10 protein-coding genes are annotated in these 19,516 nt (G+C 67.6%); 3 read left to right on the top strand and 7 right to left on the bottom strand.

What is annotated here, in order from left to right:
- Positions 1-26: 26 nt before the first annotated feature.
- Genes V9L18_RS11280 through V9L18_RS11270 form a run of 3 tightly spaced genes read right to left on the bottom strand, consistent with a single transcriptional unit; the run spans position 27 to position 9,785 of the window.
- Entirely contained in the window at positions 27-4,934 is a 4,908-nt protein-coding gene (locus tag V9L18_RS11280; protein ID WP_337347258.1) for a hypothetical protein, read from the bottom strand.
- 13 nt (positions 4,935-4,947) lie between these two features.
- The gene (locus tag V9L18_RS11275; protein WP_337347257.1) at positions 4,948-8,205 is read right to left on the bottom strand and encodes a hypothetical protein; all 3,258 of its coding nucleotides are present in this window, start codon (positions 8,203-8,205) and stop codon (positions 4,948-4,950) included.
- Positions 8,205-9,785 (bottom strand): esterase/lipase family protein, encoded by a 1,581-nt coding sequence (locus tag V9L18_RS11270; protein WP_337347256.1) that lies wholly within the window; start codon positions 9,783-9,785, stop codon positions 8,205-8,207. The genes V9L18_RS11275 and V9L18_RS11270 overlap by 1 nt, the downstream gene beginning before the upstream one ends.
- A 217-nt stretch (positions 9,786-10,002) precedes the next feature.
- Here V9L18_RS11270 and V9L18_RS11265 point away from each other — a divergent pair, with 217 nt between their 5' ends.
- Complete coding sequence (locus tag V9L18_RS11265; protein WP_337347255.1) at positions 10,003-11,031, top strand: M12 family metallopeptidase; 1,029 nt, start codon at positions 10,003-10,005, stop codon at positions 11,029-11,031.
- Positions 11,032-11,212: 181 nt separating this feature from the next.
- Positions 11,213-11,485 (top strand): hypothetical protein, encoded by a 273-nt coding sequence (locus V9L18_RS11260; RefSeq protein ID WP_337347254.1) that lies wholly within the window; start codon positions 11,213-11,215, stop codon positions 11,483-11,485.
- Here V9L18_RS11260 and V9L18_RS11255 read toward each other — a convergent pair.
- Complete coding sequence (locus V9L18_RS11255; RefSeq protein WP_337347253.1) at positions 11,482-12,222, bottom strand: AfsR/SARP family transcriptional regulator; 741 nt, start codon at positions 12,220-12,222, stop codon at positions 11,482-11,484. The genes V9L18_RS11260 and V9L18_RS11255 overlap by 4 nt on opposite strands.
- Before the next feature lie 178 nt (positions 12,223-12,400).
- Here V9L18_RS11255 and V9L18_RS11250 point away from each other — a divergent pair, with 178 nt between their 5' ends.
- Entirely contained in the window at positions 12,401-13,228 is an 828-nt protein-coding gene (locus V9L18_RS11250) for a DNA/RNA non-specific endonuclease (RefSeq protein ID WP_337347252.1), read from the top strand.
- Between the two features lie 13 nt (positions 13,229-13,241).
- Here the strand turns inward: V9L18_RS11250 and V9L18_RS11245 are convergent, their stop codons facing one another.
- From V9L18_RS11245 to V9L18_RS11235, 3 genes are read right to left on the bottom strand one after another with little or no spacing between them, the layout of a single operon-like run.
- Positions 13,242-15,281: a M36 family metallopeptidase gene (locus V9L18_RS11245; RefSeq protein ID WP_337347251.1), complete on the bottom strand. Its 2,040-nt coding sequence runs from the start codon at positions 15,279-15,281 to the stop codon at positions 13,242-13,244.
- Between the two features lie 22 nt (positions 15,282-15,303).
- Positions 15,304-17,256 (bottom strand): M20/M25/M40 family metallo-hydrolase, encoded by a 1,953-nt coding sequence (locus tag V9L18_RS11240; RefSeq protein ID WP_337347250.1) that lies wholly within the window; start codon positions 17,254-17,256, stop codon positions 15,304-15,306.
- Between the two features lie 32 nt (positions 17,257-17,288).
- Positions 17,289-19,466 (bottom strand): hypothetical protein, encoded by a 2,178-nt coding sequence (locus V9L18_RS11235; protein ID WP_337347249.1) that lies wholly within the window; start codon positions 19,464-19,466, stop codon positions 17,289-17,291.
- Positions 19,467-19,516: the final 50 nt, after the last annotated feature.

Here is a 19,516-nt window from a genome sequence, read left to right as displayed (position 1 = left end):
GTGCCACCTCGCAAAAGGGAGCCCTCCTACAGCGGCACGCTGTCAGCATAGACGAGGCGTGGAACGCGGCCGCTGCGCTCGCCCGGCGCCGGGTCGGCGTCGAGCAGTTCATGCTCCTCAACCAACACGCGCCACAGTGAGTCGGGGTTTCCCGGCTGGCGCAGTCCCGGGACGCCGGCCGCGTCCCCGGCCGGCGTCCCGGCGTTCGGCGGCAGGCTGATGGCCCCGGACCAAGTGGCCCGGAATCCCCCGGATTCTTCGACGCTGACGGCAAGCAGCAGCCAACTGGATACCGTCTGCCATTCCAGATCTCCCGCACCCGCGGACCGGCTCTGCACCGAGGCGCGCACCGTCCTGGACTGCTGCAGGCGGGAAGCCCGGGTGGCGGCGTCACCGGTGGGGCTGTCGGCGGTGAGCTGCTCGCCCGGCAGGCCCGGCGCACCGTGGGGATCCCAGCGCAGCCAGCTGACCACGCCCGTCAACGTCACCTGGACGTGCTGGAGGTCCGGCCGGCTCACCGTCAGGGTCCGGGCGGGCAGCGGCTGGACCCAGCTGGTCAGCGCCACAGGTGAGAGTTCACAGCCAGCGATGGAATGCGGCTGGAAACGGGCCACCGCCAGCCGCACGAAGGGCCACAGGGCGGAGGTCTCCTGGAGGGCGACGTCGACGAACCAGCGGCCCGACGCCTCGTCGTACTCCGGCCGGTAGCCCAGGACACGCACGGCTGGGCGTCCCCGAACATCCCGTAACGGCAGGGACGCGGCGACCGCTACCGGGTTTCCAGGCGCATCCGGCCACCCACGGTCCCGCCCGCCCGGCGGCCTGCCCCCGAGCGGCGGGCGAATGCCTGCTCCTTCCGCAGCGCCCGTTTCCACGAGGTCAAGCACCAACTGGTCGAGGGTGAGCAGGGGCGGCACGGTGGCTGGGGAAACGCCGCCGCCCTGGTGGATGATCGGGTCCGCTGCCCACAGGCTGGTGGCGCCATCCGGGGCCTGCCTCGCCTTTGGCCGGCGGGCCCAGGAACCGTCCGGCTGCTGCACCCATTCGTCGGGGTCGAAGACGAGCACTCCCAGCAGTTCCCCGTCACCGGACGAGAACCACGGGCGGGCCAGCCAGATGCGTACGCCGGAACGCCGCACCTGCCGCCAGGCGAACGGGTCCGCTGGTTCAGGCACCGCCTCCCAGCGCAGCAGTGGCACCGCATCCAGCACCAGGGGCGCAGCCGGCCGCGCGGACGAGGGAATATCGAGCTCCACCGGCTCTCCGGCCAGGGCCGGTTCCTCCGGATCCGGCACGTGCTGGAAGTACTCGGAGTACCGTGTGGCGCCGGAGGGCACGTACGTCACCCGCCGGTAGTGGGTGTCTTCAAAGCTCTGCAGTGCCCGGTGGAAGCCGATGTTCCCGAGCGCCTGCGCCAGCGGGCCTGTGGGCAGGAAGTCGTACAGGAAAAGCACCCCCGTCCGTTCTGTTTCCGCGACGGCGGAGCGGACCACGACGTCGGACTTGGACACCGTCTGCGGCCCCGGGGCCGCGGGGTCATCGACGGTCTCGGTCCAACGCGCGCGCACGAGCAGCGTGTCGGTGCTGGGGCCATGCACGTCCACCAGTCCGGTGAGCGCCACGACCGCACGGCCCGGCGGCCGGAGGAATACCTCCAGTGCCCTGAGCCCGGGCGGCCGCACCGGCGCCGGCACGGCGTGCACGAGCCGCAGGTCGGTCGAAGGGGTCAGCCACCACGTCCAGCCCGAGGACGCCGCACGCATGAGCGCGGCCGCGGCCACCACCTCGTCCGGAGTGTAGCCGTCCTCCGGATCTGCGACGCTGGCCAGGTGCGACCGCCACAGGCCGAATTTGTCCAGCGATGCCTGCTCCAAAGTGCTGGAGAGTGCCACCCGCACCTGCTCACCCGGCGGGACAGACACGTACACTTCGTGGCCGGAAACACGGGCACCCAGCTTGTCGCCGGGCTCCAGGACGAGCCTCAGCGGCTGCAGCGCAGGCCACGAGCCCGGGTAGGGGACGGTCACGGATTGCAGCGCCCGCGGCTCCCGCAGGCCATGTGGCGCTCCCGCCTCGTAGAACACCAGCGAAACGCCGGTGGCAAACGGGTCCGGAAGATACGGCAGCCTCAGGGCGTCGGTGTTGTGCACCACATACTGGCCCTCACCGATGGGCCGGCCACGGTCGGCGGCGATGTCCGCCAAAGTGGCCCGGTGGCTCGAACCCGTGTCTGCGCCCGGCCGGTCAACGAGCGCGATTCCGTTCTGTTCATCCGTGGCCCTGGCGTCGGTGTGGCTGGGTACGGACTGGTCCAGCAGTGTTCCGCGCTCGGCCAGGGCAACCGCGTAGAGCCTGCGGATCTCGGTGGCGTTGCCTGTGCCGATCGCGGCGTCGAAGTATCCGGCGGTCTCGGCCTCCAACTGGGTGGACTTCGGCGGGGCAATGTGGCGTTCGGCCGAGGACCGCGAATCAGGACCCTCGTCCGGAACACCGTCACCCGGAACACCGTCACCCGGGGCACCGTCTGCCGGCAGTCCGCTGCGCACCACCAGGTGAGCTGGCTGCTCCCCTGTTCCCAGCTCTTGCCGGGCGACCAGTGCCGGGGCCGGAACCGGTTCCCACCGCAGGTAGGGCCGCGGGGCGGTGACGGCGGGCCGGCCGGGCCTCCGAGCGTCCTCTGGCAGGTGCAGGTCATCGTTTCGCGCTAACCGGGCGAAGTCGCCGGGATCGATGCGCAGCTGCGGCCGCACCCGCAATGTTTCGCGGGATTCCGCCAGGACCCTCGACGCCGCCACCACGTCATCGAACGCACGTTGGGCAGGTGCCGCCGCGGGAGCTGACGCCTGGGCCACCAGGGCCTCCAACGTCGCGTCGATGCCTGGATCACCGGACAGCAGCGCCCCAGGGAGCGCGACGTCAGCAACCCCGCGCCCGGCGGTCCGCAAATGTTCGACGACGGCGTCGCGGCGGTCCGCCGCCACTCCGGCGCGGTCGCGCTCGCGGTAGGACGTCCGCAGCCGGTCGAGGTGAGTCCGGGCAGCCTCGACTGCTGCTTCGTCAGGAGCATGGGGCGAAAGGTGCCGCGGCACCACCTGCGGCACGGAATTTCCGGCCAGGTCCACGGCGAGTACCCGGAAACTGTAGGACATGCCATACCGCAGCCGCGGCAGTGACCCCGGTTCCACCCTGGAGGTGATGTGTGCACCGTCGATCGGCTCATCCGGCGGGGTTTCGACGACGGCCTCCGTGGCGCCGTCGGGCCCCGGCGGCTCGACGTGCACAATGGTCAGCCCGGGCCGCGGGGCGGACAGGCTCCAACCGTCCCAGCCAGCCACTACCTCGTGCAGGTAGTACCCGTTGGTGGTGTCGCCTGGGGCCCGGTTAAGCGCCGACAGCTGCAGGAATCCGACGTCGGCCGCATCTTCCAGGACAGGCACGTTCCCCGGCTGCCCGGTTACCGTGACGCGGCGGCGGTGCAGGCTGTGCCACTGCCTCGTGACGTCGTCCCAGACCTCAACCCTGATGCCGCGGACCAGATCATCCAACGAGAGCTCGCGGCTGCCGTCGTCGGCGGCCAGCTGCTCAGCCTGGTGGACTCGTGCCCGCACCTGGGCGGCCCTGTTCCGGCGGGCGAGGGCGAACCCTGTGGCGCGCAGGGTGCCGGGCGCGGAGGTGGCAGGATCGCCGTTGGCCTCGCTCGCGTATTGGCGGGCGAGGTTCCGGGCGTGCTGGTCGAGCTTGAGGCCCGACGCATCCGGGTCGGCGTCGAGCACCACCCAATCGTCCTCACCCAACGGCAGGGCTCCGCCCACCCACGCCTCGCCCGACCTGGCCGCGAACACGGGACCCTCCACTACCACCGAAGTGCGCCGCGGCGGCAGCACCTCAACGTCCGCGTCCGGGGACGAGATCGCGACACTCACCCAGGTGGCACCTGCCAGTGCTGCCCTTGCACCAGCGGCATCAACGCCGTCGAGCACCACATCGATGGCGAGGCCGAGCCGGCGGAGCAACGCCGGCGTGGACCCGAAGGACGCGGCCTTGGCATGGAAGTCATGCTCAGGCCGGTCCGGACGCGGCGTGGGCGGGGCGTCCGGATCAGGTTCTGTCCGGGGCTCCTGCTGCGGCTGCTCGGGACGCTCGTAGTAACGCCGCATCGCGTGGGCGTCCACCATCAGCTGCAACTGCGGGTTGGCCGACAGGTCCTGGCCGACGAGCCGGTCAAGGCGCTTTGTAACCCGCAGGTCGGCCTCGGGGTCGTCCAGCAGTACCTCCAAAGGGGAAGGGTTGTCCTTGATCTCCGACTGGTATGGCGGCAGTGGCGGGAGTTCCCGGCCGTGGCCCCGCTCGGGGTCCGCGTCCTCGGGGTCGGTGAGGGGGCCAAGGGTGGCCAGGGTGTCCCGCAGCCGCTGCGCCGGAACCTGCAGCGCGCGGCGGGCCCGGGCCGGGGCGTCCCGGAGGAGCCGCCGCAAGGCGCCGCGTTCGTCGAGGTTGGCCAGCGTCTCCAGCAGGCCACCCGCCACCGGGTCGGTTGCCAACCCCGGCTTGAGTGCCGGCGAGGCGGTGATGGCGGCAAGGTGCAGGTCAACGGCGTGGTCGCTCATCCGGCTGGCAGGATTGGTCCGCCAGGTCTCACCGGACAGGGCGGGGGTGGGAAATGGGGCCACCGGTGTACCGGGTGGCAGGACGGCGGCCCAGGATGCGCCGTCGGCGGTAGAGACGACACGCAGCGGCAACGCGGTACCCGGGTCAAGCGAGGTAGCGAGCGCCAGCGTGCAGCCCGACAGTGTGCCCACCCAGTCCACCGCCGCGGGATAGCTGGAGAGCAGGGCTCCACCGCCGGTCAGCTTGTGCGTGATGAACACCGTGAGGTGGAACGGTGCGTCGTCGGCAAGCGAGTAGGGCAGTGCTGTGGCCAGGACGGTGGTGGGCATAGTCTCTCCTGTCTTAGGCCGGCACCGGGGCGAAGGCACCGCAGTACTCTGCCCAGTCCGAGTTCATGCCGTCCGCATCGGGCGGCATCACCTGGTACATCGTGGGGTCGCCCTTGGAGCCGGCGAGTTTGCGTTCCACGGAGATCTCCACGGAGGCGGAAAAGAACAGCACTTCCACCTCAACCACCAGCGAAGCACGACCGACCAGCTTGCCGGTCTCGAAGTGGTAGATCAGCGACAGCTCAAGAGTGATCGATGCGCTGATCAGGCCCAGGACGTCCACCTCACCGCGGATGCGGAAGTAGGCGGCGAGCAGGCCCTTGTCGGCTTCGAGGCGGAGGTAGACGCCGACGGCGACGGACACCGAGCCGGACGCCACTCCCAGGTCCACCGACAGACACGCACACGCCTCGAGCCCCAGCTCCAGCAGTACCAGGCCCTTGGGGGATGCCCGCAGTACCAGCCACCCGCCACCGCCGATGCACATCACCGTGAGCCGGAACGGCGCGTCCTTTGAGCAGAAGTTGAACCCCACCGTGAGCGCATCACCGAGGAACGGCACGCGTGCGTCGGCGCCAAGTGAGATGTTCTCGAGGCTGAACACTCCGACGGACACGTTGGGCAGCGTCAGGTCGAAGCCGGCTGTCACACCGGTCGGGGCAACGTCCACGTAGGGCGGGTCCGAGAACCCGTCAAAGGGGATTAGTCCGCGCAGCCGGTCCACGAATGACAGCGGTCCCAGGAAGCCGATGCCGCCGAACACCACGTCCACTTCGGGCTTGCCGGCGGATCCGGCGTGGAACCCGATCCGCCGGAACATCAGCGTCATCAAGGCTGCGGAGCCGTCGCCGATCAGGTTCAGGTCGAAGTCGACGATCTCGGCAACGATGTCCACGGCGGGCGGCGCGCTGGCGGACGCGCGCACCTCGACGTCAACATGCAGGGCGTGCTCGTCCTTGGGCTTGAAGATGTTGGGAACCCCCGGTGGGCCCCACGGCTTGATTGCCGGACGCCAGCGCAGCTGCGCGGTGACCTGTCCGCCCGCCGCACCCTGCAGCAGTTGCGCCAGGCCGGCCGCGTCCTTGGCTAGCTCGGTGAGGGTCTTCAGCGCCTGGACCGGTTTTACCAGCGCAGACCGGACGGCGGCGGGAACGCCCGGGGCACCGATAGCGTCCAGCAGGGGCTGCAGCTCCAAAGCGAGGGCGACGGCGGCGGTGCTGACGGCGTCAGGACTCCCCGGCAGTCCATGGACGGCAGCAATCACTGCGTCGAGGCGGGCTTCCAAGGCTGCGGACCGCGCGTCGAGCTGGTCTTTCGCGTGCTGCGCGACCGCCCGCGCGCCGTCGTGGGCTGCATCGGTGACCTCGTTGGCAAGGCGCGTGCCGGCGTCGTCCAGCGCATTCCGGAGCCGTTGCGCTTCTGTCAAGAGCCTGGCGACAGCGTCCAGGGCGTCGGACACGAACGCTGGTGCCTCATCGAGCGCGGCCGCTTTGAGCAGGTCCACCAGGCTGAACAGGCCGAACAGTTTGGGCATGGCCCCGGACAGGAACGACGCCGGATCGAACGTGCCGGCGTCGAAGGGCGAGGGTGCGTTGCCGCTTTCGCCGATGGCGCCGAGAGCCCGGGAGATGCCCTTGACTGACAGGTTGGGGGCGATGAAACCGCCTGCCCGGTCGGAACCGCTGGTGAAGTCGACGGCGGCGGGCGGGCTTTTCAAGGCCAGGACCAGTTCACCGGCGTTGGGCGTACCGGGCACTGGCTTGTCGTCCGGGCCACGTGTGGGCAGGCCGTCGGCAAGGTAGGGCTTGGCGAAGACAAGGTCGACGGCGGGCGCCTGCGGGGCCAGGTGCCTCATAGAGGGCACCACGGCCCGGGCCTCGGTCAGGAACGGCCGCGACGTGACGTTTGTTTGGTCAATCTCCCCGTCGAAGACCAGGTGTACGACATCCACCGAGGTGTCCCCGGCCTTCACCGGTGCGGCAACCGCGAGCGCCTGTCCGCGGCCCTGGATCTGCCGGACCGTGAAGTAGCGCGGCGACGCGTCCTCGGCGTGGAAGATGAAGGCCTGTGGCCCGTCCTTGCCGGCCTGGACGAACACCAGCGGTGCGGACCAGCTGCGGGTGCCGCCGCCGCGGTCCACGGTGGTCAGGGTGAACGGGAACGGGACTCCGTTGCGGGTGGGGACAAACGGCTGCTGGTTCTCCGGCGGCTTGTCGATGTCCGGGGTGACCAGCGGGCTGACCGTGACCTGGCCGAAGGGGTTGTCCCGCTCAGCCGGCGGATAGGTGCGTGTTGGCTGGCGCACGATGATGAACCATCGTTGCCACAGGTAAGCGACCGGCTTGTCACGGTGCTTGACCTCGCGCTCGGTGATTTTCACCAGGAAGCACCTGTGACCGAACGGGAAGAGGATCCCGGGATAGGCGACGCGGACGTAGCCGTCACGGCCCATAAAGGCCTGGTGCCGGTAGTCGACGATGTTGGACGGGAACTCCCACGATTGCTTCCAGTCGAACCAAGCGCCCAGGCTGGAGAGCGAGAGGTTACTGACCAGCAGCGGCGTGTCGGCGTTGGCGGGGTCTCCGCCGCTGGTCTGGTCCACGATGGCGGTGCGGTCGAACGGAATGAGTGGCTGGTCGAAGCCCGGCGGCGGCAACTCACTGTCGCGGGTCCAGAGCGCGCGGACGATGCGCTGGTCCGTGTCGCCGTCGTCCGTTCCTGTGTCAGTGCGGACCGTGAGGTGCGTGCGCCAGAGCTCGGCCCGGCCAGCCGGTCCCAGTGGCGTTGTGGAGTGCCGGAAGGCGCCCAGCCTGCTGGGCGAGACAATCAGGCGGTAAGGAGCCTCGATGGCCGTCTCCAGGTCGCCCGGCTTGTGGATGCCGCGGTACCCGGCCTCGCCGGCGGGCGTCGCGTTCGGTGAGACCCGCAGGGTGAGGCTCCGGAGGGCTTCCAACACTTTTTCGAGCGTGAACGTGATGCGCATGCCTTCGGGAACCTCATAGACGAGGCGGCTGGGCCCTGCTGCCAGATGCATCGACGGTCGCGGGGGCTGCGCGGGAGGGGGCGGCGGAGCACCCGCCTGCCAGACTTCCTCTCCCACGTGCTGCGGCGGGAAGTGGACCACCAGCGATGCGTCCGGACCGGCAACCAGTTCCGCGCCGCCGTCGGTGGGCTCTATCGCGCAGCCGGGGGCTTCGAGCCGCAGGTCGATGAGGTCGTGGGGGCGCAGCAGGCGGACATCAACGGGTGGCTCCTCATCCCGTGGCGGCATCAGATGGACACTTTCCGCGGCGTGACGGTCAGCCGGATGCCGGCGTTGGCGCCGAGCAGTTCCTTGGAGAACTCGGGGACGTCGATGCGCCCGCGCCAAAACTCGGGGGTGTCCACGGTGTCGGCGAGGAAGTCCTTCTCTTCTGGGTTCCAGTCCCTGACGGCGGTGGGGACGGTGCTCGTCCAGGCAGCCCAGGCCCGCGGCAGGCCGCCTGGGCCCGGTGGTTCGATGTCCACTAACAAAGCGTCCATCCAGTCCTCCGTCTGCTCCATATGGTCATCGAAGAAGAACCTGCCTTGCCGTTCCTTGATGGACATCAGCCGCAGCTTGAGCGCGTGCCGCAGCCTGGGCACCTCCCTGCCGGCGACCCGCGGGCGGGGGGCGTGGGAGGACAGGAACGTGGTCAGCAACGGGACGGGAGTGTCAATCGGGTTTCCTTCCTTCCAGTGCTCGATCTGGACGGGGCAGAAGTGGGCGGCGCTCTGCTCGTGCACCAGGACCGGAAGCCCTCGGATGGCCAGGCCCACATCGAGCTGGAACTCGATGTCGCTTGGGGCGTCGCGGCCCACGGTGAAGCCCACAAGCTCGACCTCGACCTTCAGGTCGCCGAAGAGGAACCGCTGCAGGTTCTGGTAGCCCTCCTCCGAGTTGACGATGCCGTACCGGCCGCTGTGGCTCCGATGGACCACGGCCAGGGGAGCGCCCCTGACTGCTGCGTTTTCGATTTGGACCAGGCCGTCGCTGCGGGCGCCCACGGCCTTCGAGGACAGGCCGAAGGCCACGTCATAGTCCTCGGGGTTGGATCCCACCAGGCAAAACAGCTCATCCACCGGAAACCCGTCATCCGGCATCGTTGTCCCGCTGAATTCCTCCCGTGTGCGCCGGTTCCGCAGCGCCGGGGCCGTGAGGTAGTCATACATCCGGTCCGGCCCGAAGATGTCGGCGCCCTGGAAGCCGGTGGCGTCGCGGATACGCTCCAGGAGGCCAAAGCCGACGGCGAAGCTGATCCCGCCGTGTGGCGTGGCATAAGTGAACACCCGGGCCACGTATTTAGCCCCGGCCGCAGGGTCGATCTCGCCGTCGTCTCCTGCCAGCTGTTCAGGGATCACGCGCTGCAGGAGTGACCGGCAGATCAGGCCGCCCATGGAATGGGCCACGAGGAAGACCTTGGGCGCGCGGGTCTTGTCCAGGACCAGCTTGATGAGCTCGAACAGGTCCGCCGCGGCCCGTTCGAAGGAGAAGTTCTCCGGGTCCTCCGAAAACGTAGCAGCGGCGTCGTCATAAAACCGGTGGATCCACACGGACGCTGGAGTTACCGTACCGGCGTCGACGCTCTGGAGGTAGGCCCACTGGTCGCCGTGGACAGGAACTTCGTATTTGTGGTCGGTAATCAGGCGAAGCATCGGAGACTCGAACTGGTGGAACTTTGCCCGGCCGCTGCTGTCGGCGCGGACGTGGACGGATCCCTGGCTGAAGCCATAGAACGGATCATCCACCGCACTGTTGATCGCTGAGCCGTTGCCCGCGAATCCTCGGACGTAGATAACCGGGAGCCTGCCGTCGTCGCCGGGATTACCCATCTCGCAGCCCTCTTTCAGAAAATAGGCGCCCCGCTCCGGCAAGGGACAAGGGCACATTCGTGCGGGCAGTAGAGCATCCAAGGCGTTACTGCGGTGTTACCGCAGTTGCGCTTCGGATGGTTGGACCCCGGCCGGCGCAGGGCACCCGCTGATAACGCGGCAGTAACGGGCCCGCCGTTCTACTGGATCAGGAGCCGCTGTATTGAAGGAGCAAGTCATGGCTAAGACCGCACCCCAGCCGCATTGTGATGTCAGGCCGCAAACCAGGCCGCTGCTCCGGCCGGACCTTTCCCCCGCCAGGGACCGCCTCATACGCCTTTTGCGGCTGAAATGGGTCAACGGTACTGTGCTGCACTACTGGTTCCTCGAGGGCCCTGCGCCGCAGAAGGAAGCGGTGCGCAAAGCCTTCAAGGAATGGAAGGACCTCGGCATCGGCCTGGAGTTCACGGAGGTGGCGGACCGCAGCGAATCCGAGGTCCGGATCGCCTTTGACCAGGCGGACGGCTCGTGGTCCTATGTTGGCCGGGATGTCCTGAGCATCAGTAGTAATGAACCCACCATGAACTTCGGCTGGGACCTGACCGATGACTACGGCCGGACTACGGCCCTGCACGAGATCGGGCACACCTTGGGCATGCCGCACGAGCACCAGAACCCGTTCGCCGGCATCGTCTGGGATGAACCGAAGGTGTACGCCTATTTCACCGGCGCACCCAACCACTGGACGCCGGAACAAACGCTGCATAATGTGCTGCGCAAGATCGAAACCACCGAAGTGGAGGGGTCCCCTTGGGATCCGGATTCGGTCATGGAGTACTGGTTCCCCGCAGGACTGATCAAGGAGCCTGCGCGGTTCAAAACCGGCCTCAATCCCCCGGGCGGGTTGTCCAACGCGGACAAGGAGTGGGTGCGTAAGTTCTTCCCGGCCCTGGAGCCAACGGTTCCCGTGCTCCAGCCCTTCCAATCGGTTCCCCTCTCGCTCTCCCCGGGGGGCCAGGCGGATTTCTCCATCCAGCCGCAGGCCTCACGGAAGTACGAAATTGCGACGTTCGGGACCTCAGATACCGTAGTGGTCCTCTTCGAAGAAATCGATGGCGAGTTCCGGTTCGTGGCGGGCGACGACGACAGCGGCGAGGACCGGAACTCCCGGGTCAGCGCAAAGCTGTTCCAAGGCCGCAACTACGTGGTGCGCGTGCGGCTGTACTGGGCGGGTGAATCGGGACAGACCGCGGTGATGTACTGGTAGCAGGCACCGTGCCGCAGTTAGCAGGTAGCAGGCTCCAGCCAGCGAGCGACAGGCTCCGGGGCCCAATCTTGAGCAAACCTTACGAATAACCACGCTGATTCCTGATTCTCGTACTGGACCATCAAGGCAGCCGGGGGTGCAAGCCAGCAGAGGCAACCGGCTGGGATAAAGGTGGAATGCCATGGCACACGGGGACGGCCAGTCAGGAATCGCCGACGACGGCACAGATTCCGCCGCGCCGTCCCAGTCCCGTCCCGAGGCCCCTACCCAGGCCCAGGGCACCCTGGTCATCCGTACCTGGTGGGAGCCGGACCACGTGCACGGTTTCCGCGCCAGGGTCACCTCTACTCCGCCTGTTGAAGCCGGACCGACCATAGTGACTACCGCAGATCCCGAAGAGGTCCTGGCAGTTGTCCGCCGGTGGCTGATCGCCAGGCCTGGAGCAGTCAACTAGTAGGTTTCCCCCTGCCGTGACGTCTGGCTTTCCCGGACCTCACTCACGAGCCGGAAGATAGTGTCCGAAGGGGTCAGGCCCAGTTCCTCCTTCAACTTGGCCCTGTATTTCTCGAAGGCACGCAGGGCAGCAACGGCGTTTCCCTGCCTGCTTTCGGCCTGGATCAGCAGGCCAACAGCGCTTTCGTACAGTGGCTCTACCTCCAGCGCAGCTTCGGCCGCTTCCGAGGCAGTTTCGTAGTCCCCATGGGCCAGGGATTCCCGGGCAATGATGTTGTACGCGTGGAGGCGCTCCTGGCTCAGCCTTCCCTGTTCAAACAGCACCCAGTCCTCGTACCAGCCCGGGAGGAGTTCGGCGTCCCGGAGCAGAGGCAGGCACGCGGCCATGTTTCCGTTGAGCCCGGGCTGGGCCAGGGCCCGGATCCCTGCCCGGACTCGGTGCAGGTCTACCTCCACCCGGCTGTTCAGCGACAGCACGGCACCGTCGTTGACCAGCAGGCCCGGTAACTGCCGAGATACCAGGTGCACGCTGACGCGCAGGCTCTCCAGCGCCCTCGCCTCAGCCTTGTCCGGCCATAAGAGGCCCACAAGGTAGCTTCGGAGCCGGGGACCGGTAATCGCCAGGGCAGTAATGAGCCGCTGTTGCCGTGCCGCGACATGCACAACGTCGGTATCGCGGCGGAGTTGCCAGGATTGAAGCAGGCGCAACTGAAAATGGCCATAGCCGTCGTCGCCCATGCGTTCCCCCCATTTCAGTCTGGGTCTGATGAGCTGGAACTTATGTAGCAATGACGATCCGCAGTTTGACGCGGGATGTCAATGACATTCCGTCCGTGTCGCGCCCGGAGCCGCAGCGCCAGATCCGCTGTGCGGCGCCGTAACGCCGTGATAACGGCCCCCTGCTAGTGTCCGCAGCATGGCTCAAATCCAGGATTTCCAGGGCGGCGGATACTCTGCCGGCTTCCTCGGTGAAACTATTGAACCCCCTGTGCTCGATGCAACGCTGGAGGACGATGCCGTCCAGCTCGAGGGGTCCGAGATCATTCCCTACACCCACTTCTCGCTCGCGCTCAGCAAGTCCCGCCGGTTCGCCCGGTGGGTGGCCTGGAATATCGACGGCGGCCGCCTCAAGCGGGTCAGCCGGAAAGGCAGCTCCTTCATCAAGGACCCCAGGATTCCCGCGGCGTTCCAGAACGGTGATGAGCTCTACAGTGGTAACCGCCTGGACCGGGGCCACCTGGCCCGCCGCGCAGACCTGCTGTGGGGCGAGCTGCCCGAGGCGGAGAGCGCAAACGACGACTCCTTTTTCTTCACGAACATCGCACCCCACATGGACGATTTCAACCAAAGCAGCAAGGACGGCGTTTGGGGACGGCTGGAAGAGGCGGTCTTCGCCGACGTCGACGTCCAGGATTTGAAAGTCAGTGTGTTCGGCGGGCCGGTCTTCCAGGACAATGACCGCGAGTACCGGGGAGTCCGGCTGCCGCGGGAGTACTGGAAGATCCTTGCCTACGTGGAGCAGGGCGTGTTCAAGAGCAACGCCTTCTTGCTGACGCAGAACCTGAACCCCTTTGAGGCACTGGACCTGGATGAATTCCGGGCGTTCCAGGTCAGCACGGCCGAACTGGAAGATCGGACGCAGCTTCGGTTTGCCGACGCGCTGCGGGGCGCAGACGCCTTTGCTCCTTTGCCCCCGGCGGGCGACCGGGAGCCGCTTAACGGCCCATCCGACATCCAATGGTGACAGTTGAAGGCTTTTAGTCTTCCACCCCCTCAGGAGGAAGTGCTGTTCCACCTCGGCAACCGCTGAACGTGGCGTTCGGGCAGGAGGCATCGAAGCCCATCCCAAATTTGGCGAAAGCCTCCCACGCAGCGCCCCGGACTGAAGTGTACTCACCGTCCGCGAGCCGGCCGGTGCCCTTCATTGACTTGAAGGCACGCAGGACGGCGTCACGGGCCGTCAGGAAGGAAGGGTTCTTGGGCGTCAGTTTGAGCCCGTCAACCACGGCCTGCCATGTCACCCGGTACCCGCGCTCCTTGCTGCCAAGCGCGGCCCCGACCTCACGCGTTACCTGCATCAGGGCCGCGCACCAGATCTCCCCGACGTCGTGCACCTCCTGGTAGGAAAGATCCGCATTGCCGGCGCCGCCAACTTCTCCCGCCCCCTTGCCGATGTCGCCAAAAGTCCCCGGGTACCGCGAATCATAGGGCCGCTGCCGGATTCCGGACTCCCGGGCCGTCACCCAACTGCCCGTGACCACACGCTCAAGGGTGCCTGGGAAGTTGTTGATGGTCAGTGCGAAGAAATCGCTCCAGCCCTCCCCCATGGCCACCGACTGGTCTTCGTTCAGGCCTTCTGCATCCAGCATCCCGCCCACCAGCCGGTTGCTCACGCCGTGAACATACTCGTGAAAAACGACGTCGGAGTCGTTGGCCGTGTGCCGGCCGGTGGAGGTCACCAGGCCCATGTTCATCAGGCCGGCCACGCCATCGGCGCGGGTGCTCATGTTGGCGGTGCCCACTACCCGGCCAGGATGTGCGAGGGCATCGACGGGGTCCGCGCCCCTGCCCACTCCGCCGGGATTGATGGCCTGGAAATTTCCTGATTCCTCATTGAATCCAAGCATCAGGAAGAAATCGTGCATGTAGTTGCAGAAGAAGAAGATGTTGGTGACGAACTGTTCCGGGCTGTCGGCGTTGGCAGCGAAGACCCCGCCGCTGGGTGACGCGGTAATCTCGAAGGGCTTCCGGGTGGTCCCGTTGAGGGCCCGCACGTTGTTGCCCACCGTGGCCAGCTTCCCGTTTACCGGGTCCGTCCACGATCCGAAGGCCGGGAAGCCAACCGGCGGCTCAACCGGATACTCACTGACGGGCAGGGGGAACGGGACGTCGCGGAAGTCGGTCTGGCCGGGGTTCCTGGTGATGACGCGGCCGCCCACAGCGTGGCTGGCGGAGTCATAGAAGTACAGGATCTCCGGCGCTTCCGGGTCCCTGGTCTGTTCATCGGCTTCCACAAAGGCCTTGTATTGGACGATCAGGTCCTCGCGGGAGAGCGTAAAGAACCACGTGAGCCTGAAGCTGCCGCCCATGTCCAAGTACACCAGCCGGGCCGGAATGTCCTCGGCGAAAGCTCCGCGGCTGAACGTCATCGGCCGGGCCGGCAACGACTGGAACGACAACCGGGTGAAGTCTCCCTCCGAGATCTCGAGCTGCGGCAGCTCGTCATCGCCGAAATTGCTCCTCACGGTCCGTGCCTTCGCCGCTTCCCGGACTGCAGCCAGCAGGGCCGCCTCTGCGGCTACAACAGGTTTGGCGGGGAGATCCGGTGGGACGCTCACTGTGTCGCCCACCAGCCGGTCCACAGCCCCGTCGCTGTGAAGCCACACTTTGGGAGCCATGGACCAAACCTCAATGCCGTTCGACATCTGTTGCAGGCTGACCACCCGCATTCCTTCCGATGTGGTGGTGACTGTTGGATCGGCCTCAAATTCCGGTGCAACGCCCACCTCGAATCCGACGGCGTCCGCCACGGAGACGGCATACGACTTCGCTTTGGCAATGAACTCTGACTCGCTGCGTTCCTCCCCGGCGTCGAAGCCGGGTACCTGGTCTGCCCTTAGTTCGGAACGGTGCCCGGTGAAGCGGTTCACGTTCTCGCGTACGTTGCCCGCTTCGCTACCGGATTCCGGACCGGCCCCGGGCGCAGCCCTGCCGGCACTTTCCCGCGGGGGCCGTTCGCCGCCGCGCTCAGCGAGGCGGTCGTAGTCCAGATTCCGTTGATCAATGATGCTGCCCATGGCGTATCCCTTCGGCGGTTGTTCAGAGTCCGGCAAGCGTCAGCGCCGCCACAGTGACGGCGCGCGCGATCGTAGCGGCGTACTCGGTGTTGTGGTCGGCGTCGTCAAGCGTGTCTCCCGGTAGGTGATACTGCCGGGTGCCGGTGGCGGGTGAGGTGTCGGCGAAGAAGTTCTCGGAGATGGCAACTGCCGCCCAGCCTCGTTCGTGGAAGCTCGCGTGGTCGCTGCGCCCCGCGGCCGGATCCGCGCTCCCGGTGAGCCGTTGGACTTCCAGCCCGGGCTCCACCGCGGCCGCCGCCTCCGCAACCCGGTCACCGAGTGCGTTCGAAGCAGCCACCGCTGGCCCCGGCACTGACGAACCCGCGTGAATCTCCACCCTGCGGGCGCCGTCCTGCAGACCGGCGATCATATCCATCTGCAGCACGGCGGTGATGCTGTCGCCCATCGCGGCAGCTGCGCGGGCGTACAGCTTGCTGCCGATGAGGCCCTGTTCCTCGGCATTGAACAGGACAAAGCGGACGGTCCGCGCCGGCGTCGCGCCGCGGGCCAGCATGTCGCTGAGGCACTCTGCCGCCGCCAGGACGCCCGCGGTGCCGCTCCCGTCGTCGTCTGCTCCCGGCGCCGGGTCGGTCCGCGGATCGTAGGGACGGGGACTGCCGTCCGGATCCAGGAAGGCGCCGTAGGCCGCTGTTGAATCGAGGTGCGCGGTAACCAGGACGGCCCCGTCCGATCCCTCGACCCGGTGTTCGGCCGCCAGGTTGGCGAGCCGGTGGCCCCGCCATGTGAAGGGCTGCAGGGTGACGGCAAGGCCCAAGCCGCGGAACTGTGCCGCCAAAGCATCCACCACCTCCATGTTGTCGGGATGCGAGGCGTCGCGGCTCCTGACCGTCCGCTCGCCACCGTCAACCAGCGGGGCCTTACCGGAGATCCTCGCGATGTGCCGGCGGATTGCCGAGGACGTGACCGCAGCACGGACGGCGTCGAGCGTTTCCGGCGACGGCACAGCCGCCGCGAAGCCGGCCCGGGCGAACCCGGACACCAGCGCGCCGGCGTCGCGTTCCCCCGGACGGCCGAGGAGGCCTGGGTCAGGCAGCAGCCGTTCGGTGTGGCCATGGCGGGCGCCGGGGATGTGCAGTTCCTCCACCGATGTGCCGGCGGCCGCCGCGATGTAGACGCCGCCGGGTGCCGGACCCAGGGAAGTCACCGTCTGCGTCAGCCCGGTCAGCCCACCGGTCATAAACGCAAAGGCGGCGGAGGCGCGGGCCAGGCCCATCGACGGCCCTCCCGCGTTAGTCTCGGCCGCTTCTGCCGCGGCTTCAACGCCCGACGGCGGCTGGACAGGTCTGTCGTCCCGCACCAGGAACGCAACGGTGTCGTCCACAGGCGCCTGCTGGTCCACGGAGAAGCCTGCCTGCTCCAACTGCTCCGCGCCGGACGCAGTGGCCATGGCAAGGACAAGCAGTGCCGACGGCACGTGAACGGGGACAACTTCGGCAGCATTTGCCACGGCCCCGAGATCCTGGAGGTTTTGGTCCGCCGTCAGGTCAATGCGGATCCAGAAGACGCGCCGCCCGTCGATGGCGGCGGTGGCAAACACGGGATGGGGAGCTGTCCGGAGTCCCGCGTCGCGGGCAAAAGCGCGCTCGTCCGGGTCCTCGCCGACAAAAACGCAGTCTCCCGCGTCGATTCCCGCCCCGGCCACGGCGTCGTCAAAAATGGCGCGTGAATCCTTCGGTCCCCAGCGGATCAGCGCGTCGTCGGTAAAACGCCCGGGGAACCCAACCTCCAGTGCCGCGGCGGCGTTGGACCGTGCGCGCTCGCCGGGGCCAGGATTCGAAATGATCCCCAGAGGTATGTCGGCGAGCGCGTCGAGGACTTCGAGGACACGGGGACGCGGCCGAAAGGTCAGCGAACCGTCCGGGGCAGCACTCGCATCCGCGAGCGTCGCGCCGATGTCGAAGAAGACGGTGGCCATCTTCGTGCCTCCAGTGCCAGGCGTTGAGGTAGCTAGGCCCGGGCCACGTAGACCCCGGCTTCGCCGAAGCCGACAATGTCAGCCTTCCCGCCCCCGGTCACGTCCACCACAAAGCGGGGATGCCGTTCGATCCGCCAGCCGCCTGCCGTGTTCGCATACCCAAAATGCGTGTCCACCAAGCCGGGGCCCTCGAAAGCGCCGCCGCCCAGGTTCCGGGAAACGTACACTCCGGCGTCGCCGAACCCCACGATGTCCGGCAAGCCATCGCCGGTGGTGTCGGCCAGGAACCGGGGATGCCGCTCCACGCGCCATCCGCCGCCAACGTACCCGAAGTTGGCCACGGCCAGGGTCACCGGGCCGTAGCTGCCGTCGGCCTGGGCAAGGGAAACATAAGCCCCGGCATCCCCGAAGCCCAGGATGTCCGCCCGCCCGTCACCTGTCAGGTCAACCACGAAGCGCGGGTGTTTCTCCACGCGCCAGCCGCCTGCCACGTAGCCAAAGTTGGCGACAGCCAGCGTCACGGGGCCGTAGCTGCCGTCTGCCTGGGCACGGGAGATATACACGCCGGCGTCCCCGAAGCCCACAATGTCGGCCCGGCCGTCCGCCGTGGTGTCGGCCAGGAACCGCGGATGGTTCTCCACGCGCCAGCCGCCGGCCACATACCCAAAGTTGTTCACCACCAGCCGCAAGGCGTCGTAACTGCCGTCCGCCTGGGCCCGGGAGACGTACACGCCGGCGTTGCCGAAGCCGACGATGTCGGCCCGGCCGTCCGCGGTGGTGTCGGCCAGGAACCGCGGATGGTTCTCCACCCGCCAGCCGCCGGCCACATACCCGAAGTTGTCCACTACACGGCGCAGGGCATCAAACGTGCCGTCCGCCTGGGCCCGGGACACGTACACGCCGGCGTCGCCGAACCCCACAATGTCGGCCCGGCCGTCACCCGTAGTGTCGGCCAGGAACCGCGGGTGCTTCTCCACCCGCCAGCCACCAGCCACATACCCGAAGTCGTTCACGGCAAGATGGGGCACTTCGAACCGTCCGTCCGCCTGGGCCCGGGACAGGTAGGCGCCGGCGTCGCCGAAGCCCACAATGTCGGCCCGGCCGTCACCCGTAGTGTCGGCCAGGATCCGCGGGTGGCGGCCCACCTGCCAGCCGCCGGCGGAAGCCCCGTAGTTGCGGACCAGGAGTTGCGGCGACCAGCCCAAATGGGCGGGGGTGTGGCCGCACAGCGTGAATGTATTGCCCTTCATCAGGCACGGGACACCGCCGCTGGCAGCACAGTTCTCACAGTTGCCGTTGGTTGTCCCGTACCGGCCCCAGCTTCCGCCGCAGTTGCAGCCGCTGGCCGCGTACTCGTCGGGGCAGCCGAAGATGTGCCCGGTTTCGTGGGCGAAGACCCTGTCGATGTTGTCCGGTCCCCAGCCGTCGTTGTTGTAGTCCATCACAATCCGCGGTCCGCCGATCGACGCGTACGCAAAATGCCCGAGCGGGTACTTGGTGAAGAAGCCGCAGAAGGTCCAGCGTGTGCCAAAGCGTGTCCGCAGGTCCTCCACGTAGGCACCCACGCCGCTCCAGTCGGCGCTGTATCCGATGGCGCCCATGGCCGGATTCCGCCACAGCCCTTCCAGATCGGGGTTTGCCGGATCCGCCGGGGTAGCCAGGGTGACGTTCTGGATGTCATAGGCAAAGCTGATGCCTGCGATCGGGTTGGTCGTGGCAAAGTAGCCCAGCCCGTTCTGGACCTCAGCCACCACCTTCAGGACCTCTGCGTCCGAAAACCGCAGGGCCGCCGTCGGGCCCTGGACTATCACTATGCCCACAGCAACGGTGCCCTCGAGGTAACTGCTGGTGGGTGCGGCAGCGAAGGCCAGGCTGTCAGCGCCTACGTCCGCCTCCCCCACGGGCGCGACGTCCGTGCAGCCGGTCATGTCCCAAGGCTCCCCCTGCCGCGGACGGTTCTCCTTGGCGGTCCGGAACTCCTGCGAATCGCGCAGGCGGAGCGCATCCAAGCCGAGTCGCTCGGTGTCCGTGAGATCCTCCGGCACCGCGTCAGGCGCCAGGCCGTTCCGCAGTGGACCGCCGCCTTGCGGCACAACGGTGATCCGGATCCGCCCGTACTGGTGGACCGGCGGGTTCGGATCCGCCCCGCTCCGCAGCCCCGGAAAATCGTCCAGGACGGCCTGCTCCCTGACATTCAAATCTCCAGACATTGCCCTCTCCTTACACCGGCGTACAGCAAGGACTATGCGACGGCGGGCGT

The organism is Pseudarthrobacter sp. CCNWLW217 (assembly GCF_037203985.1).
Taxonomy (GTDB): Bacteria; Actinomycetota; Actinomycetes; order Actinomycetales; family Micrococcaceae; genus Arthrobacter.
Note: the sequence above shows the minus strand (reverse complement) of the source record. Positions and strands in the feature narration are given on the sequence as shown.

What these genes read in the sequence shown, in the direction of transcription:
- V9L18_RS11235 (WP_337347249.1), bottom strand. Translation starts at nt 19,466, where the DNA reads ATGTCTGGAGATTTGAATGTCAGGGAGCAGGCCGTCCTGGACGATTTT.
- V9L18_RS11240 (WP_337347250.1), bottom strand. Translation starts at nt 17,256, where the DNA reads ATGGCCACCGTCTTCTTCGACATCGGCGCGACGCTCGCGGATGCGAGT.
- V9L18_RS11245 (WP_337347251.1), bottom strand. Translation starts at nt 15,281, where the DNA reads ATGGGCAGCATCATTGATCAACGGAATCTGGACTACGACCGCCTCGCT.
- V9L18_RS11265 (WP_337347255.1), top strand. Translation starts at nt 10,003, where the DNA reads ATGGCTAAGACCGCACCCCAGCCGCATTGTGATGTCAGGCCGCAAACC.
- V9L18_RS11260 (WP_337347254.1), top strand. Translation starts at nt 11,213, where the DNA reads ATGGCACACGGGGACGGCCAGTCAGGAATCGCCGACGACGGCACAGAT.
- V9L18_RS11280 (WP_337347258.1), bottom strand. Translation starts at nt 4,934, where the DNA reads ATGCCCACCACCGTCCTGGCCACAGCACTGCCCTACTCGCTTGCCGAC.
- V9L18_RS11255 (WP_337347253.1), bottom strand. Translation starts at nt 12,222, where the DNA reads ATGGGCGACGACGGCTATGGCCATTTTCAGTTGCGCCTGCTTCAATCC.
- V9L18_RS11275 (WP_337347257.1), bottom strand. Translation starts at nt 8,205, where the DNA reads ATGCCGCCACGGGATGAGGAGCCACCCGTTGATGTCCGCCTGCTGCGC.
- V9L18_RS11250 (WP_337347252.1), top strand. Translation starts at nt 12,401, where the DNA reads ATGGCTCAAATCCAGGATTTCCAGGGCGGCGGATACTCTGCCGGCTTC.
- V9L18_RS11270 (WP_337347256.1), bottom strand. Translation starts at nt 9,785, where the DNA reads ATGGGTAATCCCGGCGACGACGGCAGGCTCCCGGTTATCTACGTCCGA.